At 45.6% G+C, this 18,445-nt stretch carries 16 protein-coding genes, 2 pseudogenes and 1 riboswitch; of the genes and pseudogenes, 14 read left to right on the top strand and 4 right to left on the bottom strand.

The window, feature by feature from the left end:
* Nucleotides 1–26: 26 nt before the first annotated feature.
* Nucleotides 27–440 carry a hypothetical protein gene (locus CRG97_RS18320; protein WP_098746018.1) on the bottom strand — a complete coding sequence of 138 codons (414 nt, stop codon included), beginning with the start codon at nt 438–440 and terminating at the stop codon, nt 27–29.
* Nucleotides 441–689: 249 nt separating this feature from the next.
* Nucleotides 690–1,970 carry an XRE family transcriptional regulator gene (locus CRG97_RS18315; RefSeq protein WP_098746016.1) on the bottom strand — a complete coding sequence of 427 codons (1,281 nt, stop codon included), beginning with the start codon at nt 1,968–1,970 and terminating at the stop codon, nt 690–692.
* Nucleotides 1,971–2,263: 293 nt separating this feature from the next.
* Here CRG97_RS18315 and CRG97_RS18310 point away from each other — a divergent pair, with 293 nt between their 5' ends.
* Nucleotides 2,264–2,644, top strand: coding sequence for a DUF3471 domain-containing protein (locus CRG97_RS18310; protein ID WP_161952954.1), 381 nt, complete (start codon nt 2,264–2,266; stop codon nt 2,642–2,644).
* 218 nt (nt 2,645–2,862) lie between these two features.
* A complete protein-coding gene (locus CRG97_RS18305; RefSeq protein WP_098746011.1) occupies nt 2,863–3,135 on the top strand; it encodes a CD3324 family protein in 273 nt (90 codons plus the stop codon).
* A gap of 102 nt (nt 3,136–3,237) precedes the next feature.
* Here the strand turns inward: CRG97_RS18305 and CRG97_RS18300 are convergent, their stop codons facing one another.
* On the bottom strand, nt 3,238–4,206 hold the full coding sequence (locus tag CRG97_RS18300; protein WP_098746009.1) for an S-layer homology domain-containing protein: 969 nt from the start codon (nt 4,204–4,206) through the stop codon (nt 3,238–3,240).
* Nucleotides 4,207–4,384: 178 nt separating this feature from the next.
* Here CRG97_RS18300 and CRG97_RS18295 point away from each other — a divergent pair, with 178 nt between their 5' ends.
* The 7 genes and pseudogenes from CRG97_RS18295 to CRG97_RS34265 all read left to right on the top strand — a co-directional run bounded on the left by CRG97_RS18295 (nt 4,385) and on the right by CRG97_RS34265 (nt 11,219).
* Nucleotides 4,385–5,257 carry a phosphotransferase family protein gene (locus CRG97_RS18295; RefSeq protein ID WP_098746007.1) on the top strand — a complete coding sequence of 291 codons (873 nt, stop codon included), beginning with the start codon at nt 4,385–4,387 and terminating at the stop codon, nt 5,255–5,257.
* A 54-nt stretch (nt 5,258–5,311) separates the two neighbouring features.
* Nucleotides 5,312–5,824, top strand: coding sequence for a GNAT family N-acetyltransferase (locus tag CRG97_RS18290; RefSeq protein ID WP_098746005.1), 513 nt, complete (start codon nt 5,312–5,314; stop codon nt 5,822–5,824).
* A 543-nt stretch (nt 5,825–6,367) separates the two neighbouring features.
* Nucleotides 6,368–6,742, top strand: coding sequence for a VOC family protein (locus CRG97_RS18280; RefSeq protein WP_098746001.1), 375 nt, complete (start codon nt 6,368–6,370; stop codon nt 6,740–6,742).
* A 32-nt stretch (nt 6,743–6,774) separates the two neighbouring features.
* A pseudogene (locus CRG97_RS34270) lies at nt 6,775–7,387 on the top strand (histidine phosphatase family protein).
* Between the two features lie 177 nt (nt 7,388–7,564).
* Nucleotides 7,565–9,781: a stalk domain-containing protein gene (locus tag CRG97_RS18270; RefSeq protein ID WP_098745999.1), complete on the top strand. Its 2,217-nt coding sequence runs from the start codon at nt 7,565–7,567 to the stop codon at nt 9,779–9,781.
* 230 nt (nt 9,782–10,011) lie between these two features.
* Nucleotides 10,012–10,662: a type A chloramphenicol O-acetyltransferase gene (gene catA / locus CRG97_RS18265; protein WP_098745998.1), complete on the top strand. Its 651-nt coding sequence runs from the start codon at nt 10,012–10,014 to the stop codon at nt 10,660–10,662.
* A 228-nt stretch (nt 10,663–10,890) separates the two neighbouring features.
* Nucleotides 10,891–11,219, top strand: a pseudogene (locus tag CRG97_RS34265) (four-helix bundle copper-binding protein).
* A gap of 1,100 nt (nt 11,220–12,319) precedes the next feature.
* Here the strand turns inward: CRG97_RS34265 and CRG97_RS18255 are convergent.
* The gene (locus CRG97_RS18255; protein WP_098745994.1) at nt 12,320–13,525 is read right to left on the bottom strand and encodes an MFS transporter; all 1,206 of its coding nucleotides are present in this window, start codon (nt 13,523–13,525) and stop codon (nt 12,320–12,322) included.
* 132 nt (nt 13,526–13,657) lie between these two features.
* Between CRG97_RS18255 and CRG97_RS18250 the strand changes: the two genes are divergently transcribed.
* From CRG97_RS18250 to CRG97_RS18230, 5 genes are all read left to right on the top strand, one after another.
* Nucleotides 13,658–14,896 (top strand): aminotransferase class I/II-fold pyridoxal phosphate-dependent enzyme, encoded by a 1,239-nt coding sequence (locus CRG97_RS18250; protein ID WP_098745992.1) that lies wholly within the window; start codon nt 13,658–13,660, stop codon nt 14,894–14,896.
* The gene (locus CRG97_RS18245) at nt 14,896–15,336 is read left to right on the top strand and encodes a hypothetical protein (protein WP_098745990.1); all 441 of its coding nucleotides are present in this window, start codon (nt 14,896–14,898) and stop codon (nt 15,334–15,336) included. Before CRG97_RS18250 ends, CRG97_RS18245 begins: the two co-directional genes overlap by 1 nt.
* A gap of 60 nt (nt 15,337–15,396) precedes the next feature.
* Nucleotides 15,397–16,218 (top strand): helix-turn-helix transcriptional regulator, encoded by an 822-nt coding sequence (locus CRG97_RS18240; protein ID WP_098745988.1) that lies wholly within the window; start codon nt 15,397–15,399, stop codon nt 16,216–16,218.
* Between the two features lie 117 nt (nt 16,219–16,335).
* Nucleotides 16,336–16,761 (top strand): VOC family protein, encoded by a 426-nt coding sequence (locus tag CRG97_RS18235; RefSeq protein ID WP_098745986.1) that lies wholly within the window; start codon nt 16,336–16,338, stop codon nt 16,759–16,761.
* Between the two features lie 32 nt (nt 16,762–16,793).
* Nucleotides 16,794–16,893: riboswitch (purine riboswitch) on the top strand.
* 68 nt (nt 16,894–16,961) lie between these two features.
* Nucleotides 16,962–18,125 (top strand): MFS transporter, encoded by a 1,164-nt coding sequence (locus CRG97_RS18230; RefSeq protein WP_098745984.1) that lies wholly within the window; start codon nt 16,962–16,964, stop codon nt 18,123–18,125.
* Nucleotides 18,126–18,445 lie beyond the last annotated feature (320 nt).

Raw genomic sequence — 18,445 nt, 5'->3', positions numbered from 1 at the left:
GAGGTCCTTTTTTAATTTGCCTGTATTCATCCAATCGGTCCCATATAGACAAGTTCGGACGAATTGGCCGGATGCTGGGCAAGACCAATGATATCACCGGCTCTAGGAATTTGTAGTTTCGATACGAGGGTCTCCAGCGTTTTGGTATATTGGCTTCCATCGTTCTCGGTTACATCCAATTCCAGGATGACAACCGGGTCGAAATTGATCAGCTTTCCGGTATCCCGTACGGTTCGTACTTTAGCGGTGGCCGTTAATGCCAGGGCTCCGGTCGCTGCCATCTGCGCTTGCTTCGCCTGCTCCAAACTTTGATTGATGGCATTGCGATGCTCCTTCGGTACAAAACCTTTCATCATCATGCCGGTTAAACCTTTGTTCATCATTTTATCTGCTTTTTCCAGCGCATCCTGCGGACTTTTCTTTTTTCCAAACCATCCCATAAGCTCAGCACCTCACTAGTAGAATCATTTATAATTCCATGTTACCCGTGGGGCTCTGAGGAGACAATGGTTTGGCAAGGATACAAAACTTCCGGCGTTAGGAGTGAATCAACACGATACTTTTTCAAAAACTTTTGCCGAATTAAAAGGTTTGTGCACTCTTTATCCTGTCGTACAGCGATTAAAATGAAGGGAACGGCAAAAGTTTTGCGGGTGGGGCATGCTATCGCAACCTTTTAAGCTCATGAATTATTTACTTCGAAGCAGATAGACCAGCTTTTTGTAGTAAGATGCTGACTCTTTGTATTTCCTTAATTCCTCCGATACCGTTGCCAATGCTTCATATAAGGATTCAAGTCGCAATGTAAGCTGATTGGACTCGTAGTATGGTAGACAAGACAGGGCATACCCCATGAATTCATCATGATGACCGTGAGCCAAGGCTAGCTGACATTGGTAGTAGGCAACCGACATCTCTTGATCCGTTGTTAGCTCTATCGCTTTCAGCTCTCGAATATACTGGGTTAAAAGCCCCCACTGCTTTTGTGCTAACGCCAATTCACACCGGTAAATCAATAGGACTGGACGGAATTGCTGCCGTACTTCCACTGCTTCCCGCGCGAGAAGTCCTTCAAAACGGTTGATTTCTTCTTCCGCTTTTTCATGATCTCCCTGCATCGTCAGCATGATGATCCGGTTGTTCAAGATGGTTGACACCATGTTCCCCTGGTTTACCGCATAGACCAAATGGGCTTCGGCCATGGAGAGGGTAACCAGCGCCTCCTGATACAGTCCCATGGAATAACAGTAGCCGCTGTACGCGATGTACAGATCGGATAAGCGGTGAAACAAGCGGTCTTCATAAACCTGTCTCATCGTTCCTTCAAACACCTGCTTGGCCTGGTCATATTGCTTCAAAAAGATACAGGCCTCCATCTTGAAGTTTTGGGTGGTCAGCCATGAATCGGTGCCGATCTGAACATGTTCGCTTAACCGGTTCACTTGGCTTAAAGCCTCATGATAGCGGTTCTTGGATCGATAGAACTGGATTTTATAGAACAGCATCGCTTTTTTCGCGGGCAGCGGGAGATCAGCGTCATCGGGACGGCCGTATTTTTCTAAATAAAAATTGAGGTAATTCTGGTGCAGATATTCATGGGACACCGCATCGTTCACTTGTTGATAATAGACCGCCTTCATTAAGGCCGTTGTGAGTTCTACCGTAAGACTGTCATGTCGATCCGGAAGATCGTGTATGCGATCCTCTGTAACGTGAGAGACCGAGTGGGATAATTCTTCAAAGATATGTTCCGCGGTCTCGAGTGTATCCTTATCGGAATTAGCTGCATTGACTAAGTAGGAGGGGGTCACTTGCAAACGCTGTGCCAGATGTTCGGCAAGGTCCTCGGCCAGTGGATAACGATCGGCAAGGATGTTCGCAAAATGGGTGGTTGTCACTAATCCTTCAACTAGCTCTTTGCGGGATATTCCTTTTTTCTTGCACAAGAAATCAATGCGTTCTTTTAACACGAAAGGAGACTCCTTCTATAACTGGATTTTGGGAAAAGTATACCATGCCGAGGGAGTCCAATCCGGACTGATGGTTAAAAGGGGAACAAGGTCCTAGTCACTTGAGAGTAGTGTGTCGGTTAGCGAGGAAATGTGTCTTAGAGTGTCGAATGATGTATGATGCATTGGTTGTCGATCCATATATTTCGTTTCATAAAATTGCATAGTTGAATACTCCGCTTCCTGTATGTATAGCGAATTACATATTCGATTCAATGCTTGGTGGTGAGGTCAAGGACTGGAGTGAGCAAGCGTTGGGACAAAAGAAGGAAGCTACCGTTGCGAGCGAGCCTGGAACCAACAGTGAGGCAACTTCAGACGCGAAAGAACCCTTTGTCCCATTGTCCGTATCCTTGATGGATTTAACGGGGACGTATGTTCATGCAGGGTATGGAGAAATGATGGTTGAACTTACAGATGGAGAGCTTCGGGCAGGATTCAATTCAATGCTGTTCCCCCTCACACATCAAAATGCCAATCAGTTTGAACTCCATGTTACGGAGTTTGATATTAAAACCAAAGCGACTTTTCTTACGAACTCGAACGGGAATGTGGATCGCTTATCCGTTATTTTGTTATTCGAGCCTGGTGCAAAGGAAATTGAATTTGTTAGAATAGAGAGTAGAAGCGAGTGAACTTTGAATCATCCAATTTGGCGAGGTGAAAATCTTAATGGCTCACGTTAGAAGCACAACCGTTCAAGTCGTTAAATCAGGCTCCGGGCAAAGCAGCACGGAAATATCGAGCATAGAATTTGTTCGGAGCCTTCTTCAACATTAATTAGAGCTGCAATATTTCATGTGCCGGCTTTGCTCACTATTTACAAGATTCTATGTAGATAGGAGCAGGGAGAATGAAATACGAGAAAGCACTAGATATTTTGCCTGAACATGTAATCAAAACCATTCAACAATATATTGATGGAAGTTATATTTATATTCCGAGAAAGACGGAGAATCGGAAGTCCTGGGGTGAACAAACTGGGGTCAAGAAGGATCTGGATATTCGGAATCGGAGCATTTTCAAAAGTTATTTGCATGGCGACTCCATCCGTACATTGTCAGAACGATATTATTTAACGGAGCAATCGATCCGTAGAATTATTCGGGCAGAACGAATGAAATAGGCGAGATCATAGATAATTTAGTAAGACTGTTATATAGCATTAATCACCAGAAGGAAAGAGCGGCTAGGTCACTTGTCCTGGCCGCTTTTAAATTAAAAAAAGTTACTTATCAGAAATTTGGAACGAACTTTTGATATTTTGTACGTCTAAAAACATGCCTTGATAGTCGATCTTGGCGTTATTATCCGATGGATCGTATTGGACATCGGTAGGCGTGTGGAATACATACACCTGATTACCTCGTTCTCCGACCTGTACCGCTGGTATTTGTCCCTTGATTTCTTCCTCCTGCTCAGCCCAGTCATTCTTGGACCAGACGGAGATGGTGAACAGTGTGCCCTGGGTCATTGTATTGACGAAATTCAGATGATGGCTGTTCCCGACGGATTGATCACGGACTTCATAGCGCGTGTCCCAGCTCTTGGGAATCTCGAGTCGAAAGTGATAGGTACTGTTTGTATACTTGTGGAATAAATCAGCGTGAGAGTAAATCCCCAAGGTTGGAGATACGTTATACAGTTCATTGTATTTCATGGAGAACCGCTCGATTAGGGTCACGGCCTCAGCACGTGTGATTTCTTGATTTGCTTGATAGCCCTCAATGTTATTTCCTGATATCCCTTGCGCAATGCCTAGGTCAAGCATGTATTGGATGGAGTCCTTTAGATCGTAATTTTTACCGGTGGCGTTCGCTAACAACTGAGCTGCCAATCCGCGCGTAAGCTTCTTTTTCGGTGACGTAACCTTCCAGCCTAAATTCTGGGCATACGTGATATAGGGTTCTTCCCAAGGTGTCGTTGAGGAGTCGTGAGGGATAAGCTTCGGGTTGGCAGCTCGAATGAGCATCGTCAAAAATTCGCTTGGTGTCACGGTCCGTTTCGGCTTGAAGGTTCCATCCGGATACCCATCAACTACGTCTTGCTCCACGGCCCATTGAATGTGAGAGTAACCCCAATGATTCAATGGTACATCCTTGAATGGAATCTCTTCTGCTAGTGCAAACACACTATTCGACCCAATGTAACAAGTCGTTAGCAGAGTTACAGCCAGCGCTTTCCCTAAACATTTCATATCCGGTTTCTCTCCTCATCGCGGCAGATTCATTATGTGGAATATAATGTCATCTTTGGACTTGTCATGCAAGAGAAATTCCAACGAAATTGCCAAAATTGCTCTGTAATGATTTACCAAGTTAAGGAAAAGCATTAAAATAGAGGTTAATGACATTCGCAAGTAGAAGGAGTTATACATGAATCCATCATATACCCAGCGCATACAAGAAGTTTATCCACATTTACATATTCAAGACGTTGAGATTGACAGCATCGGTCAGAACAACGATGTGTTGATTGTGAATCAAACGCTAGTCTTCAGATTTCCCAAGTACGCAGCAAGTCTCAAAGCCATGATCAGAGAAACACAATTATTGAATGGGATCAAGACCAAGGTAACGCTGCCTATACCGAATCCGATGTACGTTTCATTTGACGATATGCAGGTGGGCAAAATGTTCATGGGCTATCCGTTAATCGAGGGTCAACCGTTATGGACAGAAGATCTGCTTCCACACCGGAATTCGAACATCGAGGATAGGGTAGCGGAACAGATGGTCGAATTTCTCGTTCAACTTCATGCTGTGCAGATCAATGAATGGATCGCTGACGATACGGATATCGTAAATGTCCACGAAGAGATGTCCGGATTGTACACTAAAATTCAAGACCAATTGTTTCGTTATATCAGGCCTGATGCACAAGAGGAAATTTCAAGCAACTTCACCAGGTTTCTGAACAACCTTGGCAATCATGACATTCGTCCAACCTGCATTCATGGTGATTTTGGCACGTCCAACATCCTCTGGAGTCCGGAGAAAGGCCGAATTACGGGTATTATAGATTTTGGAGGCTCAGGGATGGGAGATCCGGCTTATGATCTAGCGGGAATTCTGTCGGGGTACGGTCAAGAGTTCTTCGAAAAGTGCATCGCCATGTATCCGAATGGAGACCAAATCGCGGAGCGTGTACATTTTTACAGAAGCACATTTGCCTTGCAAGAGGCGCTGCATGGAGTTATTCATCAAGACGCTGAGGCGTTTGAGGCAGGCATACGAGATTTTAGATGAGACAATATCAGAGTTGAATCCTACCATTAAAATACATAACAGCGAGGTAAACCAATGAACGTTACATTAAAGGTGTTAGATAACACGGAGCTGAAAAGCATCTGGAAAGAAGCGTTTCAACAGCAAAATATAAAGCGCCCGGATGAGTATTATGATTATTGCGAATATGAGAACCAAATCGGCAAGCGTGTCACCTTGTTGGCTTTTGTTGATGAGGAGCTGGCTGGTGTTTCCCACTTGAAATACGAATCGAGTTATCCATATTTTCGAGATCAGAATATTCCGGAAATTAATGATCTGAATGTGTTCCCAGCGTACCAGAGAAACGGCATAGCTAACAGCATCCTAGAAGAATTCGAGAACATCGTCCGTCAAAAAATGCCGCGTATCGGTATCGGTGTGGGATTGTACAGAGACTATGGTGCGGCACAAAGAATCTATGTCCGTCGCGATTATATTCCTGATGGCAACGGGATTATGTACAGCAATGAACCTGTGGTGCCCGGTGACATGGTATGTGCGGATGACGATTTGAATCTGTATCTGATTAAAGAGCTCGTTAAATAAAACATTTATTTACCATGCCAACGATTGGCTTCAGTTATATAAGTTTCAGGAGAGTGAACATGAGCTTCTTCATGCGATTAAATATATCGAGTTTTTTGTATGCATGGTTTCCGATTATGAATCCGGCAGACAAACCGAATCCAGTAACAGGACTCATTGCCATTGCAGTTTTGGCGTTGTACCCATTCTACCTGGCGATCGTTCATCTGTTTGGAACTGGTGTATCAGGTTCAGAAAGGAGCGGGCTATGATCATCGGCGTACTTATCGTGGTGCTTATTATTGAACTCATTGTGATTGAGGTCAGACTCAAAAAGAAGTTGGATAATGACGAGAGAATCATTGAGAGACTCGATCTTATGATCAAAGATATACGTGAATTAAAGAATAAACAATAGAGTTACGATCTAGAGGAGTATGAAAAGATGGGCAATGTGGATAAACGCAATCCGACTGAGCCCAACTAATTATGGTTAAAGTGACCGGGAATTTTAAGCGTGGTAATGAGAAGGATCATAAATAAGCTTGAACAGGAGATCGAACGATGAATAAAGGGTTTTCCCATTGCTTGCAAATTTTCCCGACGTCTAACTTCGAGAAAACCAGCGAGTTTTATGAGCGAATCGGATTCCGTGCTGTGAACTATTTTGATGCAGCAGAGCCGCATGTGTGCCTCTACAAGGACTCTGTTGAGATTGTATTAACAAAGACGGAGATGGAGGTTGTTCCGAATCGAATCCGTTACGGATATGGGTATGATGCTTATTTTATTACTTATGGACAACGGGAAATCCAGCAAAAGCTTATCGATTTGGACGTGAAGATTGTCAGAGCCTTATCGACGACGGATTATAACAATCACGAGTTTGTGTTTGAGGATGTGGACGGGCGCTGGATCGCGGTTGGTAATAAGCTATAGCGCCGTAAGCGTGAAAAAAGGGGGGACAAGACATGGTTGAGATTCTGGTCGTCAGACATGGACAATCGGAAGCGGATATTTTGAATCGGTGTGAAGGACGGGCTGACTATGCGCTAACTGATCTTGGCCAGCAGCAGGCGCGGCTTCTAGCGGAGTGGATTCATCGTGAACATACGGTGGATGCCATTTTCTCCAGCACGTTAAACCGGGCCAGGCAGACCGCGGCAGCCATAGCTGAAACGACAAAGGTCCCCGTACTATGACGATGATTTAATGGAGCAAAACAATGGGGTCATAGCCGGTATGTTGAGAGAAGAGGCTTTACTTAAATATCCTTTGCCTGTTGGAGGGAGAAAGCGGCATGATGCGATTGAAGGTGGAGAATCTGAAGTACAGTTCAGAGCAAGAGCCGAACAATTCATATCCAAGCTGTTTACTACCATCCATAGCGAGCCTGACTTGAAAAGAGTATGCATTGTCTCCCATGGCGGGATGATCTCGATGTTATTCCGAAGCTTCTTAAATCTTCCTTATCATACGGACATTCATATCCCGACTGGCGACACAGGCGTTCATCTATGGAGATATGATCGGAGCGGGAAAAAGATGATTGCGGCTACGAATTTGCAGGAGCATCTATCGTGAAATATATATTTAAATCCCGCTATGGCCATCGTGCTGGTGCGGGATTTTTCATAGGTTTAACAATGATCTATACAATCGTAAATATTATTAACAGATCAGAGAAACTTTTTTACCAAAATTTGCGTCTAATAGTATGACCTCAATAAATATCAAAAAAGGATTAGAAGGAGTTATGGAATGAAACTGAAGAAACGATCATTGCTAACCGTATTGGCTGTTGCCCAATTAGCTGCAGCTTATCCGGCGAGCGCGGATGCAAATACCGCAGACAAACCACAACAGTCAGTCACCCAAGAAGTATACGAGCAAAACGCTGCGGCAACCAAAGCATTAAAATCCGGGGGTACAGACGCTGCTCAAGAAACAACCGATACTACAGAGACAACCACTCAGACAGAGACAGTGACTGAAGGGTCTCAAGTGCCGAATGAAGAAGAAACAACCGAAGTGCCGGTTGAGGAAACTGGCGAAGTGAAAGATCCGGCAACAACTACGGAAGAGCCGAGCAACCAGAATAACCAACAAACTGTAACAGGTAAAGAACTTATTCTATATTTTAATAGTACAAAAATGGTACAAGACGGCGTTACCTACAATGCACCGCAGCCGATGCAAGTCAAAAAGGGAGTATCCTATGTTCCCATTCGTGCCCTTGTGGACCGTGTAGGCTTCAAGGTCACTTACGATAAGAAGACCAAAGAAACCGTCATTACCAAAGGAACCACTGAGCTTCGCTTCAAAACAGACAGCAGCAAGTATACCGTAAATGGCGTAACGAAAGAAATGAAGGGAACCTCCTACCAGACGAATAGCACCTTCATGGTTCCGCTGACAGCTATAACCCAAGCACTGGATATTAAATATAAAGCGGATAATGTAGGCAAACGTGTCATCATGAATCTGGAAACCAAGCCCGTAGCCAAGTTTACGGTGGGACCTAAAGAGATTTTTGCAGGAGAAACAACAGTGACTTATACACCGCAGCTGGAGAATGTACAAGGTGAGATCATCGACGAACGCTGGGAAGGCAAACAGGATATTTTCGATGCACCAGGCGAATACATAGTCACTTACTCGGTTCAGGATTCTACAGGAGCGTGGAGCGAGCCTTATAGCCAAAAGATTACGGTCATTCAGCCGAATCTACCTCCCGTTGCCATGTTCGAGACCGATAAGTCCGAGTATAAAATGGGTGAGTTGATCACCTATACGAACCTAAGTACTGATGACCAGGACAAGCCTGAGGATCTGACGTACAAGTGGGAGAATAAACAGTATGCTTTCTTCACACCGGGCGTTTATACGATCAAGTTAACGGCCACCGATAAGAAGGGACTTAGCTCCACCTACGAGGCGACAATTAACGTGACGAACGAGACGTTATATAAAGAAGAGGATTTCAATATGCTCTTTATCCCGGAAGGAGAGAAATTCACGTTCCTCGGTAATGTGACTTCGCGTCCAAAGATCAATTATGATTTTTACGACGAGCCAAGTACCTTGATTCGTAGTAACAGTCCCGAAACCGTCAACACCGAAGGCATTGTGTACCAAGAGACGGCGGTTGGCGATATGCGCTTTATGATTCACCATGTGAACAATTTGAATAAAAATGTGAAAATGTACGTTATTGCAACAAACAAGAACAGCACTCCGGTAACGCTCAGACAAGATTACTTGGGATTTGCAGGCCCGTCGCCGATCGCAACGGCAGCAGGCAAGAAGTCTGTGCTGAATTACTTCGAATCCATGCAGGACGATTCGAAGCGAACTTCAGTAACGCTTGCACCAGGTGAACAGAAGCTGGTCATGACGGAACTGAGCGACGTTAGAATGAAGCAAGGACATGTCATCTCCCTATACTCGGATATGTACAGCGACCTGCCGATTCAGTTCGATGTCGTGATGATTGATGAGAAATCCGATCCATTGAAGGTTCTGAGCACGCTGCCGATCCTGAATCGCGATGGTGTTCACAACCGCGGAACCTATCCGGATTCGACGCGGGTCATCCGTTATTCCGAACTGGTAGGTGCAGATTCCGAACGTCTGGTACTTGGAGACAATCAGGATGACCCTAACCTGGAAGGGATGGACCCTATGGTTGGAGACATTACGCACAACACGGGTAACTTTGGTGTCTTATATAAAATTACTTTGGATCGCGTAGCGCCGGATACCCTGATCTCGTTTAACCCACGGGGCGGTAAGTACTCGGGATATGCCATGATTAATGGAACGATTGTACCGATCTATTCCCTTGGACAGGTAGCTCCTGGCGAGCAAGCGGTTCTCTACCGTACAGGTGATTATGAACAAAAGGTTGAAATCATGCTGACAGCTGCGCCGGGAAGCAATTTGCCAGTAAACCTGCTGTTTACCCAAATGCCTTAAGTTCTTCATAAAGATTTGATGGCATAGAGGCTTTACGACTTAAGCAGCTGCTTGAGGAGTGAAGCCTCTTGCCGTATCATTTATAATAGTGATGCTTCGGCAGAATCAGATCCATTCGAAGATGTAACAGCATTCTGCTAATACGGAAACTTTGGAGTGATGGCGTGTGATTAGATCAGTGGATCTTCCCTCCTGAAATAGAACGATTTTATTTTAGGAGGGCATAAACGATGAAATTTCATATTATAGATGTTGAACAGTGGACGAGAAAGCCTTATTACGAACATTATCGATCGAATAAATGTACCTTCAGCATTACCGTGGATATCGACATTACTCGCTTGCTGTATTCGTTAAAAGCTAATGGATTCAAGCTTTATCCTGCTTTTATTTATATGGTTACCAGAGTTGTCAATAACCGGGTCGAATTTAAAACGTCCTATAGTCCCGAAGGGGAATTGGGTTACTGGGATCGGATGACGCCAAGCTATACTTTTTTCCATAACGATGACCATACCTTCTCCTGTTTATGGACAGCATGTTCGAATGATTTCTATCGATTTCACGATCATTACGAGCAGGACATGGAGCTATATCGGGATGCAAAAGGGATTTTCGTTAAAGAGAATCCACCGCTGAACACGTTTCCCATATCCATGATACCCTGGGCAAGCTTTAGCGGATTTAATCTAAACATTGTCAATGAAGCAGACTATCTTCTTCCTATCATAACCGGAGGAAAATATATCGAGCAGGGTGGCCGTATTCTGCTCCCAGTCTCATTGCAGGTGCACCATGCTGTGTGTGATGGTTACCATGCCAGTATGTTCTTTCAAGATTTGCAGAGTTTGGCGGATTCATGTGAAGGTTGGTTAACATAATTCAAGCCCTATGAATGTTCAACTCGACCGTATATTAACGGGTAATTGTTCATTCACGGCAATCATGAAAAATGAGAGACGACTGCTGCGCAGTCGTCTTTTCTATTCACACCAATGATCTCGACTCTATAAAATATCCTCATATTATCTTCACAAGTTTTGGTTAATTACATACAACCTTGAAAAAAGGTAATCCTATGAACGCTAAGACCGAAAGGAGAATGGATGATGTCACATGAACAAGTTCAACAATGTATCGAGGAATGCTTGCGCTGTATGGTAGCCTGTAACCATTGTTACACCGCATGTTTGGATGAACATGATGTGGCGATGATGAAAGAATGCATTCGCTTGGACCGGCAGTGTGCGGATATTTGCGGATTTGCGGCTCAAGCGATGTCCACGAACAGTATGTATGCCACAGAAATATGCAGGATCTGCGCCGATGTCTGTGAAGCATGCGGCAACGAGTGTAAGAAGCATGATATGAAGCACTGCCAGGAATGTGCTGAAGCATGCTTCCGATGTGCGAAACATGCCGGGAGATGGTTGCTTAATTAAGGCATCCATCGAACAGGAGGACGATGCGGGAAGAACCGCTATTTGCGGGAATCGGCCTATTTTGGGGCACATGTAGACAGAGTAATCTCCGCTATAAGCTGAAAATCGCCCGTTATGGAGATCATGGGGACAGAGGATCCGCTATTTCGCCGAAATCGGTCCATTATGGAGTTCACGCGGACACAGGATCCGCTATTGCACCATAATCACGGGTTAATCCCCCAATTATCTCGCAATAGCGGATCTCTTGTCCGCATATTGCTACGGAAAGCGTAAAAACAAAGAAATAGCGGAACCAGTGTCCTCAAATATCGAAACTCGATGGACATTAACGATGCCGGGTGGCGGATCATAATGAGGGATTCGGTACACGGCTATCGCTGCTGAACTGAATAACAATTATACGCAGAAATCGGACAAATTGGGCAGATGCAGACAGAGCATCCGCTATTTCGTCGAAATCAGCCTATTTTTGGGCACATGCAGAAAGAAGAGTCCCGTCATATGCTCAAATTCGCCCAATAAGAGATGATGAAGACAGAGGATCTGTTATATTGCGGAAATCGGCTTACTTTGGGGCACATGCAGACAGAGTAGTCTCCGCTATATACTGGAATTCGCCCATTAGGAGTTAGGAGAACATGAGGACAGAGGATTCGTTATTCTGCCGAAATCAGCCCATTATGGAGTTCACGCGGACACAGGATCCGTTATTGCACCATAATAACGGGTTAATCCCCCAATTATCCCGCAATAACGGATCTCTTGTCCGCATATTGCTACGAAAAGCGTAAAAACAAAGAAATAGCGGAACCAGTGTCCTCAAATATCGCAAATCCATGGACTTTAACAATGCTGGATGGCCGTATCATAATAAGGAAATCTGTACACGGCTAACAGGCATATGGTCGACTGTCATTCAAGCATGCCTGATAAACTGAATAACAGTAAAACAAAAAGCTTACGCCGTTACATAACGGGTAAGCTTTTTGAATTTAACGATTAATGAACGCTGATCTGGAATGTTTCCCATCCCGATACGATGGTCTGGTTGTCGATCAGAAGAGAAAAATGAGAAGGATTGAATAGGGGCTTTCTACGAAGCCTTTGCCGATGCCAGAGGCGTTAAACCCATATGCTCTTGATCCAGCTGATGGCAGCGGGAGGTAACGGTAAATGCTCCGATAGCGAACACAACGGCAGCCCAAGGCAGGTATTCGAGACCAACGTTATCCACGACAAGGCTGCCCAGTAGAGAACCAACGGCGATACCCAGATTGGATGCGACCGGCATAAGTGTAGAAGCGAAGTCCTTGGAGCCGGCTGAAGATTCATCCGCTAGGTCAATCAGGTATAATTGAACGGCGGTACTGAGCGCAAAGGAGAAGCAGGCGACCAGCATTAACGACACTAAGGCCATCCACGGGAGTGATAGGGCAAGAGCAAGCGCCATCATAATCATCGCTTGGATGATGAAAATCACTTTTAATTTTACCCTTGAATTGCCTTGCGCTACCTTGGCTCCGAGCCAATTACTAAGAATGGTGAAGGCGCCATAGGCCAGCAGAACGGTACTGATCCATTGCTGCGGAATTCCCATTACATTCTCTAAAAGCGGCGTTATGTACGTGTATACGATAAATACAGAGCCTACTCCAAGGACCGGAATGAAGAAGGCAAGTCGTATCCGCTTGTTCTTGAACAAGGCAAATTGCTGTTTCATGGAGCTTACGCTAATGGTATTGCTCTTGGGCATGACAACCATCATCAAAGCTAGCGGGATGATCCCGACCAATGATGTGACAATGAAAGCCGTTTGCCATCCTGCCATCTGGCCGATTTGCGTTCCGACAGGAACGCCAAGGACATTGGCAATCGAGAAACCTCCGATGATCCAGGCAACCGCACCAGCCCTGCGGGAAGCGCTCATATGCTCGCTTGTTGCGGCAATGGCCAGCGATAAAGTTAATCCGCACAAAATCGCGGTGATGATGCGAATGAATAACATGACGGGGTACGTGGTGGCAAAGATGGTCAAATAATTAAACACTAACACCGCAATATACGCTGTCAGAATGATAACATGCCGAGGAATACGTCCGAGCAGCGTGACCGCAAACGGCGTTCCGATGGCGTAAGCAATGGCGAAGCTGGATACGAGGACACCGGCTGCAGCAAGCGAAATGCTGAGACTTACGCTGATGTCTTTTAATAATCCAACAATGACGTATTCGGTAGTACCTAGTACAAAGGCGGCAAAAGTAAAGGCGATAATAAAGATGGTTTCTCGTGTTCTGGTCATGGTTGTCTCTTCTCCTGAATTCTCTTTTTGTATGCTTCGATCTTACGTTATGAAAGGCTTTTCAAGTCAAGCCTGAGATGAGGATTTTAAAGCGATGCACCTCCAGCTTCATGCTATAATGTAGGGAAAAAAGTGGAGTGGGTGGATATCTTGCCGAATCAAACTTCAAAACGCAGATGGCGTGCAGACAAACTATCGCAGATTGGTTCTTCCATATTCGCCGAGGTCAGCGAGTGGAAACAAGAGGCTCTTCAAGCGGGAAGAGATATTATCGACTTGAGCATCGGCAGCCCTGACCGTGGTCCTTCTGCGGATATCCGTGAGGTCCTTAGCCAAGAAGCACTGAAAGAAGATAACTATACATATCCAGGCACTAGAGGAATCGCGGAGTTTCGAGAGCAGTCAGCGGCTTGGATGGAGTACCGCTTTGGTGTAAATGTCAATCCCGATACCGAAATACTGGCATTGATGGGATCCCAGGATGGATTATCGCATCTGGCTCAGGCCATATGTAATCCGGGAGATGTGGCCATTGTACCGAATCCGGGTTACCCGATCTATGCCGGAGCGCTTGCGATTGCAGGCGTTAGGCCTTGGTATCTTCCGCTGAGGGAAGAGTTTGGATTTGTGCCGGATCTGGACAGCATTCCGGAGGAGATTTGGGCGAAAGCGACATTCATTCTGCTGAATTTTCCGGGGAATCCGATTGCGGTCCGGGCTGATTATGCTTTTTTCGAAAAATTGGTCGGGTTGGCAAAACAATGGGACGTACTTATCGTTCATGATCTTGCATATTCCGAAATGGGTTTTGACGGCTATCGCCCCATGAGTATTCTGCAGGTTCCCGGCGCTATCGACATCGCGGTAGAATTTCACTCCTTCTCGAAGAGCTTTAACATGGCAGGCTGTCGCATCGGCTTTCTTGCCGGCCATGAGGAAGCAGTGGGCGCGCTGCGGGAGTACAAAAGCAACATCGATTTCGGCGTGTTCAAGCCCGTTCAGATTGCGGCTGTCCATGCATTGCGTCAAGTCATGGCATCAGGTAATGAGGAACAGGGTGTCGCTTCACTATATGAACACCGGCGTGATGTCCTCGTGGCATCACTTGCCGAAGCAGGATGGGTTGTACCTAAGCCGCAGGCCACGATGTTCCTATGGGCCCGGCTCCCTGAAGCTTTCCGTGATGTTCAATGGAGCTCGCGCCGCTTCGCCCGCGAATTACTGCTTGAAACCGGCGTAGCGGTTATTCCTGGAGATGCTTTCGGTTCCGAAGGAGAGGGCTATGTGCGAATCGCGTTGGTCCAGGAGGAGCCAGCTTTGCACGAAGCGGCACATCGTATAGGGAAGTTTATTCGGGGGCTTAAGTCGTAATGAAATGGCTGGGAGTTTCCTTTGTCATGTTCCTGGGGCTGGCGCTGTTCCCACAGAGTGCGGGCGAACACATTCAACATCCTGTATCGTACATTGAGGAAGTTGAGGGCGATACAAGCCATACTCCCTATAAGGTACAATTCATAGACTTAGATAAGTTCCAAAGTATCGGTGCATACGAGAATACGTTTACCACCGTACCGGATAATGGAAATGAATTAACCGTTAAGGTTCGTAATATGAACAGCTCGGGCAAAGTGATTCTGAATGTCTACCGAGGAACGGAGGAATTCGGGTATATGGATGTCAAAGCCGGCAGGGAGGGCATCCGAACATTTGTCATGAATGATGGGAGCGGAGTAACGGGAGATTGGAAGGTTTACATTACGACACGTGACGGTCATGTGATGAACCTCCAGGTTCAAGCAGGGCAGCATTAATCAATGCTGTAATTCAATTGTTAGTTATTTGAGTCATTCGCTATCCAACGTTAATAGAGGGTGAGCACATTGCGGAACTATGTCCCTATACAAGCTCCAACGATAGAGAATCCGTCTACGGACTCTTCTTACACCTATCACGAATATCTGCCAAGCCCGGCATTAAGTCCTTATGTGGCTTGTTATTGGACCTTGGATTATACAGTTTCGTCACTTCAGCAGCCGCTTCATCGCATTCTTCCTGACGGTTGCGTCGATATTATATTTAATCTGAAGGTACGGGATGCTTCAACCTCCGGCTTTATTACCGGACTGATGTCATCTTATGAAGCCATGAGATTGACGCAGGATCAGTCATTGTTCGGTGTCCGCTTTTTTGCGGAGTCCGTCCGCCCATTCATACGTTATCCAGCTTCCGATTTCCGGGAGGGTCCTGTGTTCTTAGAGGAAGCATGGGGGCTGGATGTGAATCAGCTGAACGAGGAAATGGTCACAGCACTGGATTCTGCCCACCGAATGGATTTGGTTGAAAGGTTTTTAATGGGCATCTTAGGACAGAATAACGTCCGTTCCGAGCCGCTGCTGGAGCATGGCATGCAGTTTTTGTACGCTGCTAAAGGAAGAACAACGGTTCGTGCCTTGGCCGAAAAACTTAATTATAGCGAGAGAACCATAAGAAGAACATTTCAGAAGGAACTCGGCGTCAGTCCGAAGGAAATGTCGGAGATCATTCGTTTTCAAAATTTGCTGCAGGAGTTGCATCAGGCCAAGCCGATCCGATTTCCTGATATTGCTGCCCAATACGGCTACTATGATCAGCCTCATTTTATTAACAACTTCAGGCGTTTATATGGCATGTCACCCGTACAGGCTTTGAAGTGATCAATGATGGAATTGTTGATGTGTAGAAGCACGTTGTCCGTTTTTTACAATCATTCAATAGAGTCATCGACGAAAATAAGTATGAGGTAACGATGATGCATAGGAGGTAATGCCATAATGAAAGCACGTATATCCGTACTTACAATCGGCGTCGATGACCTGGAGCGGTCATTGAAGTTTTACCGCGATGGACTCGGACTCCCGACCGAAGGGATCATTGGGACGGAATTTGAGCATGGGGCTGTAGCATTCTTTGAATTGCAAGCGGGCGTGAAGCTGGCGATATGGAATCGCAAAGATCTGTCAGTTGAGGCGAATGTTCCTCTGTCCCCTCCGAGTTCCTCAGAGTTTACCATCGGTCACAATGTCGGCAGTAAGGAAGAAGTGGATGAGGTGATGGAGCAAGCCAGAAGCGCGGGTGCAACAGTAACCGTGCCAGCACAAGACACATTCTGGGGGGGCTACTCCGGCCATTTTCTCGATCCGGACGGACATTTGTGGGAGATTTGCTGGAATCCTGCTTGGGAGCTTGATATTTCGTAACGGATGTGATAAATTAAACAACGATTGTTTTGAAACTGAATAAAATATTTGAATGTATAACCTCATTAATATGGTCTGAGGGTCTCTACCAGGAACCGTAAAATCCTGATTACAGAAAATGTTTCTCATTTTTTGTAATCAGGATTTTTTTTGTTGATTTTAGGCAAATATGACCTCGAAGAAAGGGGATTCCATTCCAGATGAATCTGAAAGTATTAATTCTAGCGATTTCGACGATATCCGTCGGGCTGGTTGAACTTATTGTTGGCGGAATACTGCCGCTCATCGCCGACGACTTGCATATTTCACTCGGCACGGCTGGGCAGCTGATTACCGTGTTCGCCCTAGTTTATGCGGTAGCAGGACCGGTTCTCCTTGCGCTTACGGCAAGAGTGGAGCGGAAACGGCTTTATATGATTTCCTTATTTGTTTTTTTTATTGGTAACTTGCTGGCTTATGTAAGCCCGAATTTTACGATGCTGTTGGCTGCTAGAATATTAACTGCCATGAGCACAGCGCTGATTATCGTGTTATCGTTGACCATTACCGCCAAGGTGGTTGAACCTGAACATCGGGCGAAAGCATTAGGCGTTATTTATATGGGAATCAGCTCGTCATTGGTGCTTGGCGTGCCGCTCGGTATTTTGCTTAGTGAAGCTTTTGGATGGAGGGTACTGTTTCTCGGTATCGGCATTCTGTCGATTGGCTCCATGATCTTGATTTATATGTTCCTGGATCGGATCCAGCCTGAAAATGTCACGCCGTTATCCGTTCAGATCAAGGCGCTTGGCAAATCGAAAATCGCCGGAGCGCATCTCGCTACCTTATTCATGCTTGCAGGGCACTACACGATTTATGCATACTTCACGCCGTTTCTTGAATCCGAGCTTGGGCTGAGTCCATACTGGATCAGCATCTGTTATTTCCTGTTCGGACTATCCGCAGTCGGCGGTGGGGCCTTTGGAGGCGCACTCGCCGACCGGCTGGGGTCGCATAAGAGCATTGTAATCATCATTACGTCATTCATGTTGGTGCTGTTCCTATTGCCGTTCTCCACATTCTCGATCGGCGTATTTTTGGTCGTGATGATGATATGGGGTGCATTAAGCTGGAGTCTGGCCCCTCCGCTGCAGAATTACTTGATTCAAGTGGATCCGGGCTCGTCCGATATCCAGCAGAGTTTCAACAATTCCTCGCTGCAAATCGGAATTGCACTGGGATCCGCTATCGGCGGCCTCGTGTTAGAGCAGGGAGGTACCGTATCCAGTACGTCTTGGGTAGGCGGAGGAATTGTCATGGTATCGCTAATCTGTGCCGTTTATTCCTTAACGAGACCTGCGCTTGCATTGAAGACAAGCAAATAGTCCATTATGGCTCATTATCAAAAGACAGCTGCGATCACGCAGCTGTCTTTTTTCTCCGCTAGAAGCACCGCTAGAAGCATAAGGTATAAACGCGTTCTGTAGGAGAAGATACTGCTGCGTTAAAGGCTGATATACGGAATTGACATCGGATCGAAATAACCTTAAAATAAAATTGTTTCATGTGAATAAATATTTTGTGTTATATTTAATTTTTTCCTGTTTTACTGATTAATTATTTATTCAATAGAAACAATATTCTGATTAGAAGGGGCGTGATATGGGCTGCACAACTGAAATCAGCATAATTTTCCGGGGTGTAA

It is taken from the genome of Paenibacillus sp. EZ-K15, assembly GCF_002573715.1.
In the GTDB taxonomy this organism is placed as follows: Bacteria; Bacillota; Bacilli; order Paenibacillales; family Paenibacillaceae; genus Paenibacillus_AQ.
Note: the sequence above shows the minus strand (reverse complement) of the source record. Positions and strands in the feature narration are given on the sequence as shown.

Excerpts from the sequence above, each read along its gene's own strand:
- CRG97_RS18320 (WP_098746018.1), bottom strand. The coding sequence starts at position 440 with ATGGGATGGTTTGGAAAAAAGAAAAGTCCGCAGGATGCGCTGGAAAAA.
- CRG97_RS18305 (WP_098746011.1), top strand. The coding sequence starts at position 2,863 with ATGAAATACGAGAAAGCACTAGATATTTTGCCTGAACATGTAATCAAA.
- CRG97_RS18300 (WP_098746009.1), bottom strand. The coding sequence starts at position 4,206 with ATGAAATGTTTAGGGAAAGCGCTGGCTGTAACTCTGCTAACGACTTGT.
- CRG97_RS18295 (WP_098746007.1), top strand. The coding sequence starts at position 4,385 with ATGAATCCATCATATACCCAGCGCATACAAGAAGTTTATCCACATTTA.
- CRG97_RS18290 (WP_098746005.1), top strand. The coding sequence starts at position 5,312 with ATGAACGTTACATTAAAGGTGTTAGATAACACGGAGCTGAAAAGCATC.
- CRG97_RS18280 (WP_098746001.1), top strand. The coding sequence starts at position 6,368 with ATGAATAAAGGGTTTTCCCATTGCTTGCAAATTTTCCCGACGTCTAAC.
- CRG97_RS18270 (WP_098745999.1), top strand. The coding sequence starts at position 7,565 with ATGAAACTGAAGAAACGATCATTGCTAACCGTATTGGCTGTTGCCCAA.
- catA (WP_098745998.1), top strand. The coding sequence starts at position 10,012 with ATGAAATTTCATATTATAGATGTTGAACAGTGGACGAGAAAGCCTTAT.
- CRG97_RS18255 (WP_098745994.1), bottom strand. The coding sequence starts at position 13,525 with ATGACCAGAACACGAGAAACCATCTTTATTATCGCCTTTACTTTTGCC.
- CRG97_RS18245 (WP_098745990.1), top strand. The coding sequence starts at position 14,896 with ATGAAATGGCTGGGAGTTTCCTTTGTCATGTTCCTGGGGCTGGCGCTG.
- CRG97_RS18235 (WP_098745986.1), top strand. The coding sequence starts at position 16,336 with ATGAAAGCACGTATATCCGTACTTACAATCGGCGTCGATGACCTGGAG.
- CRG97_RS18230 (WP_098745984.1), top strand. The coding sequence starts at position 16,962 with ATGAATCTGAAAGTATTAATTCTAGCGATTTCGACGATATCCGTCGGG.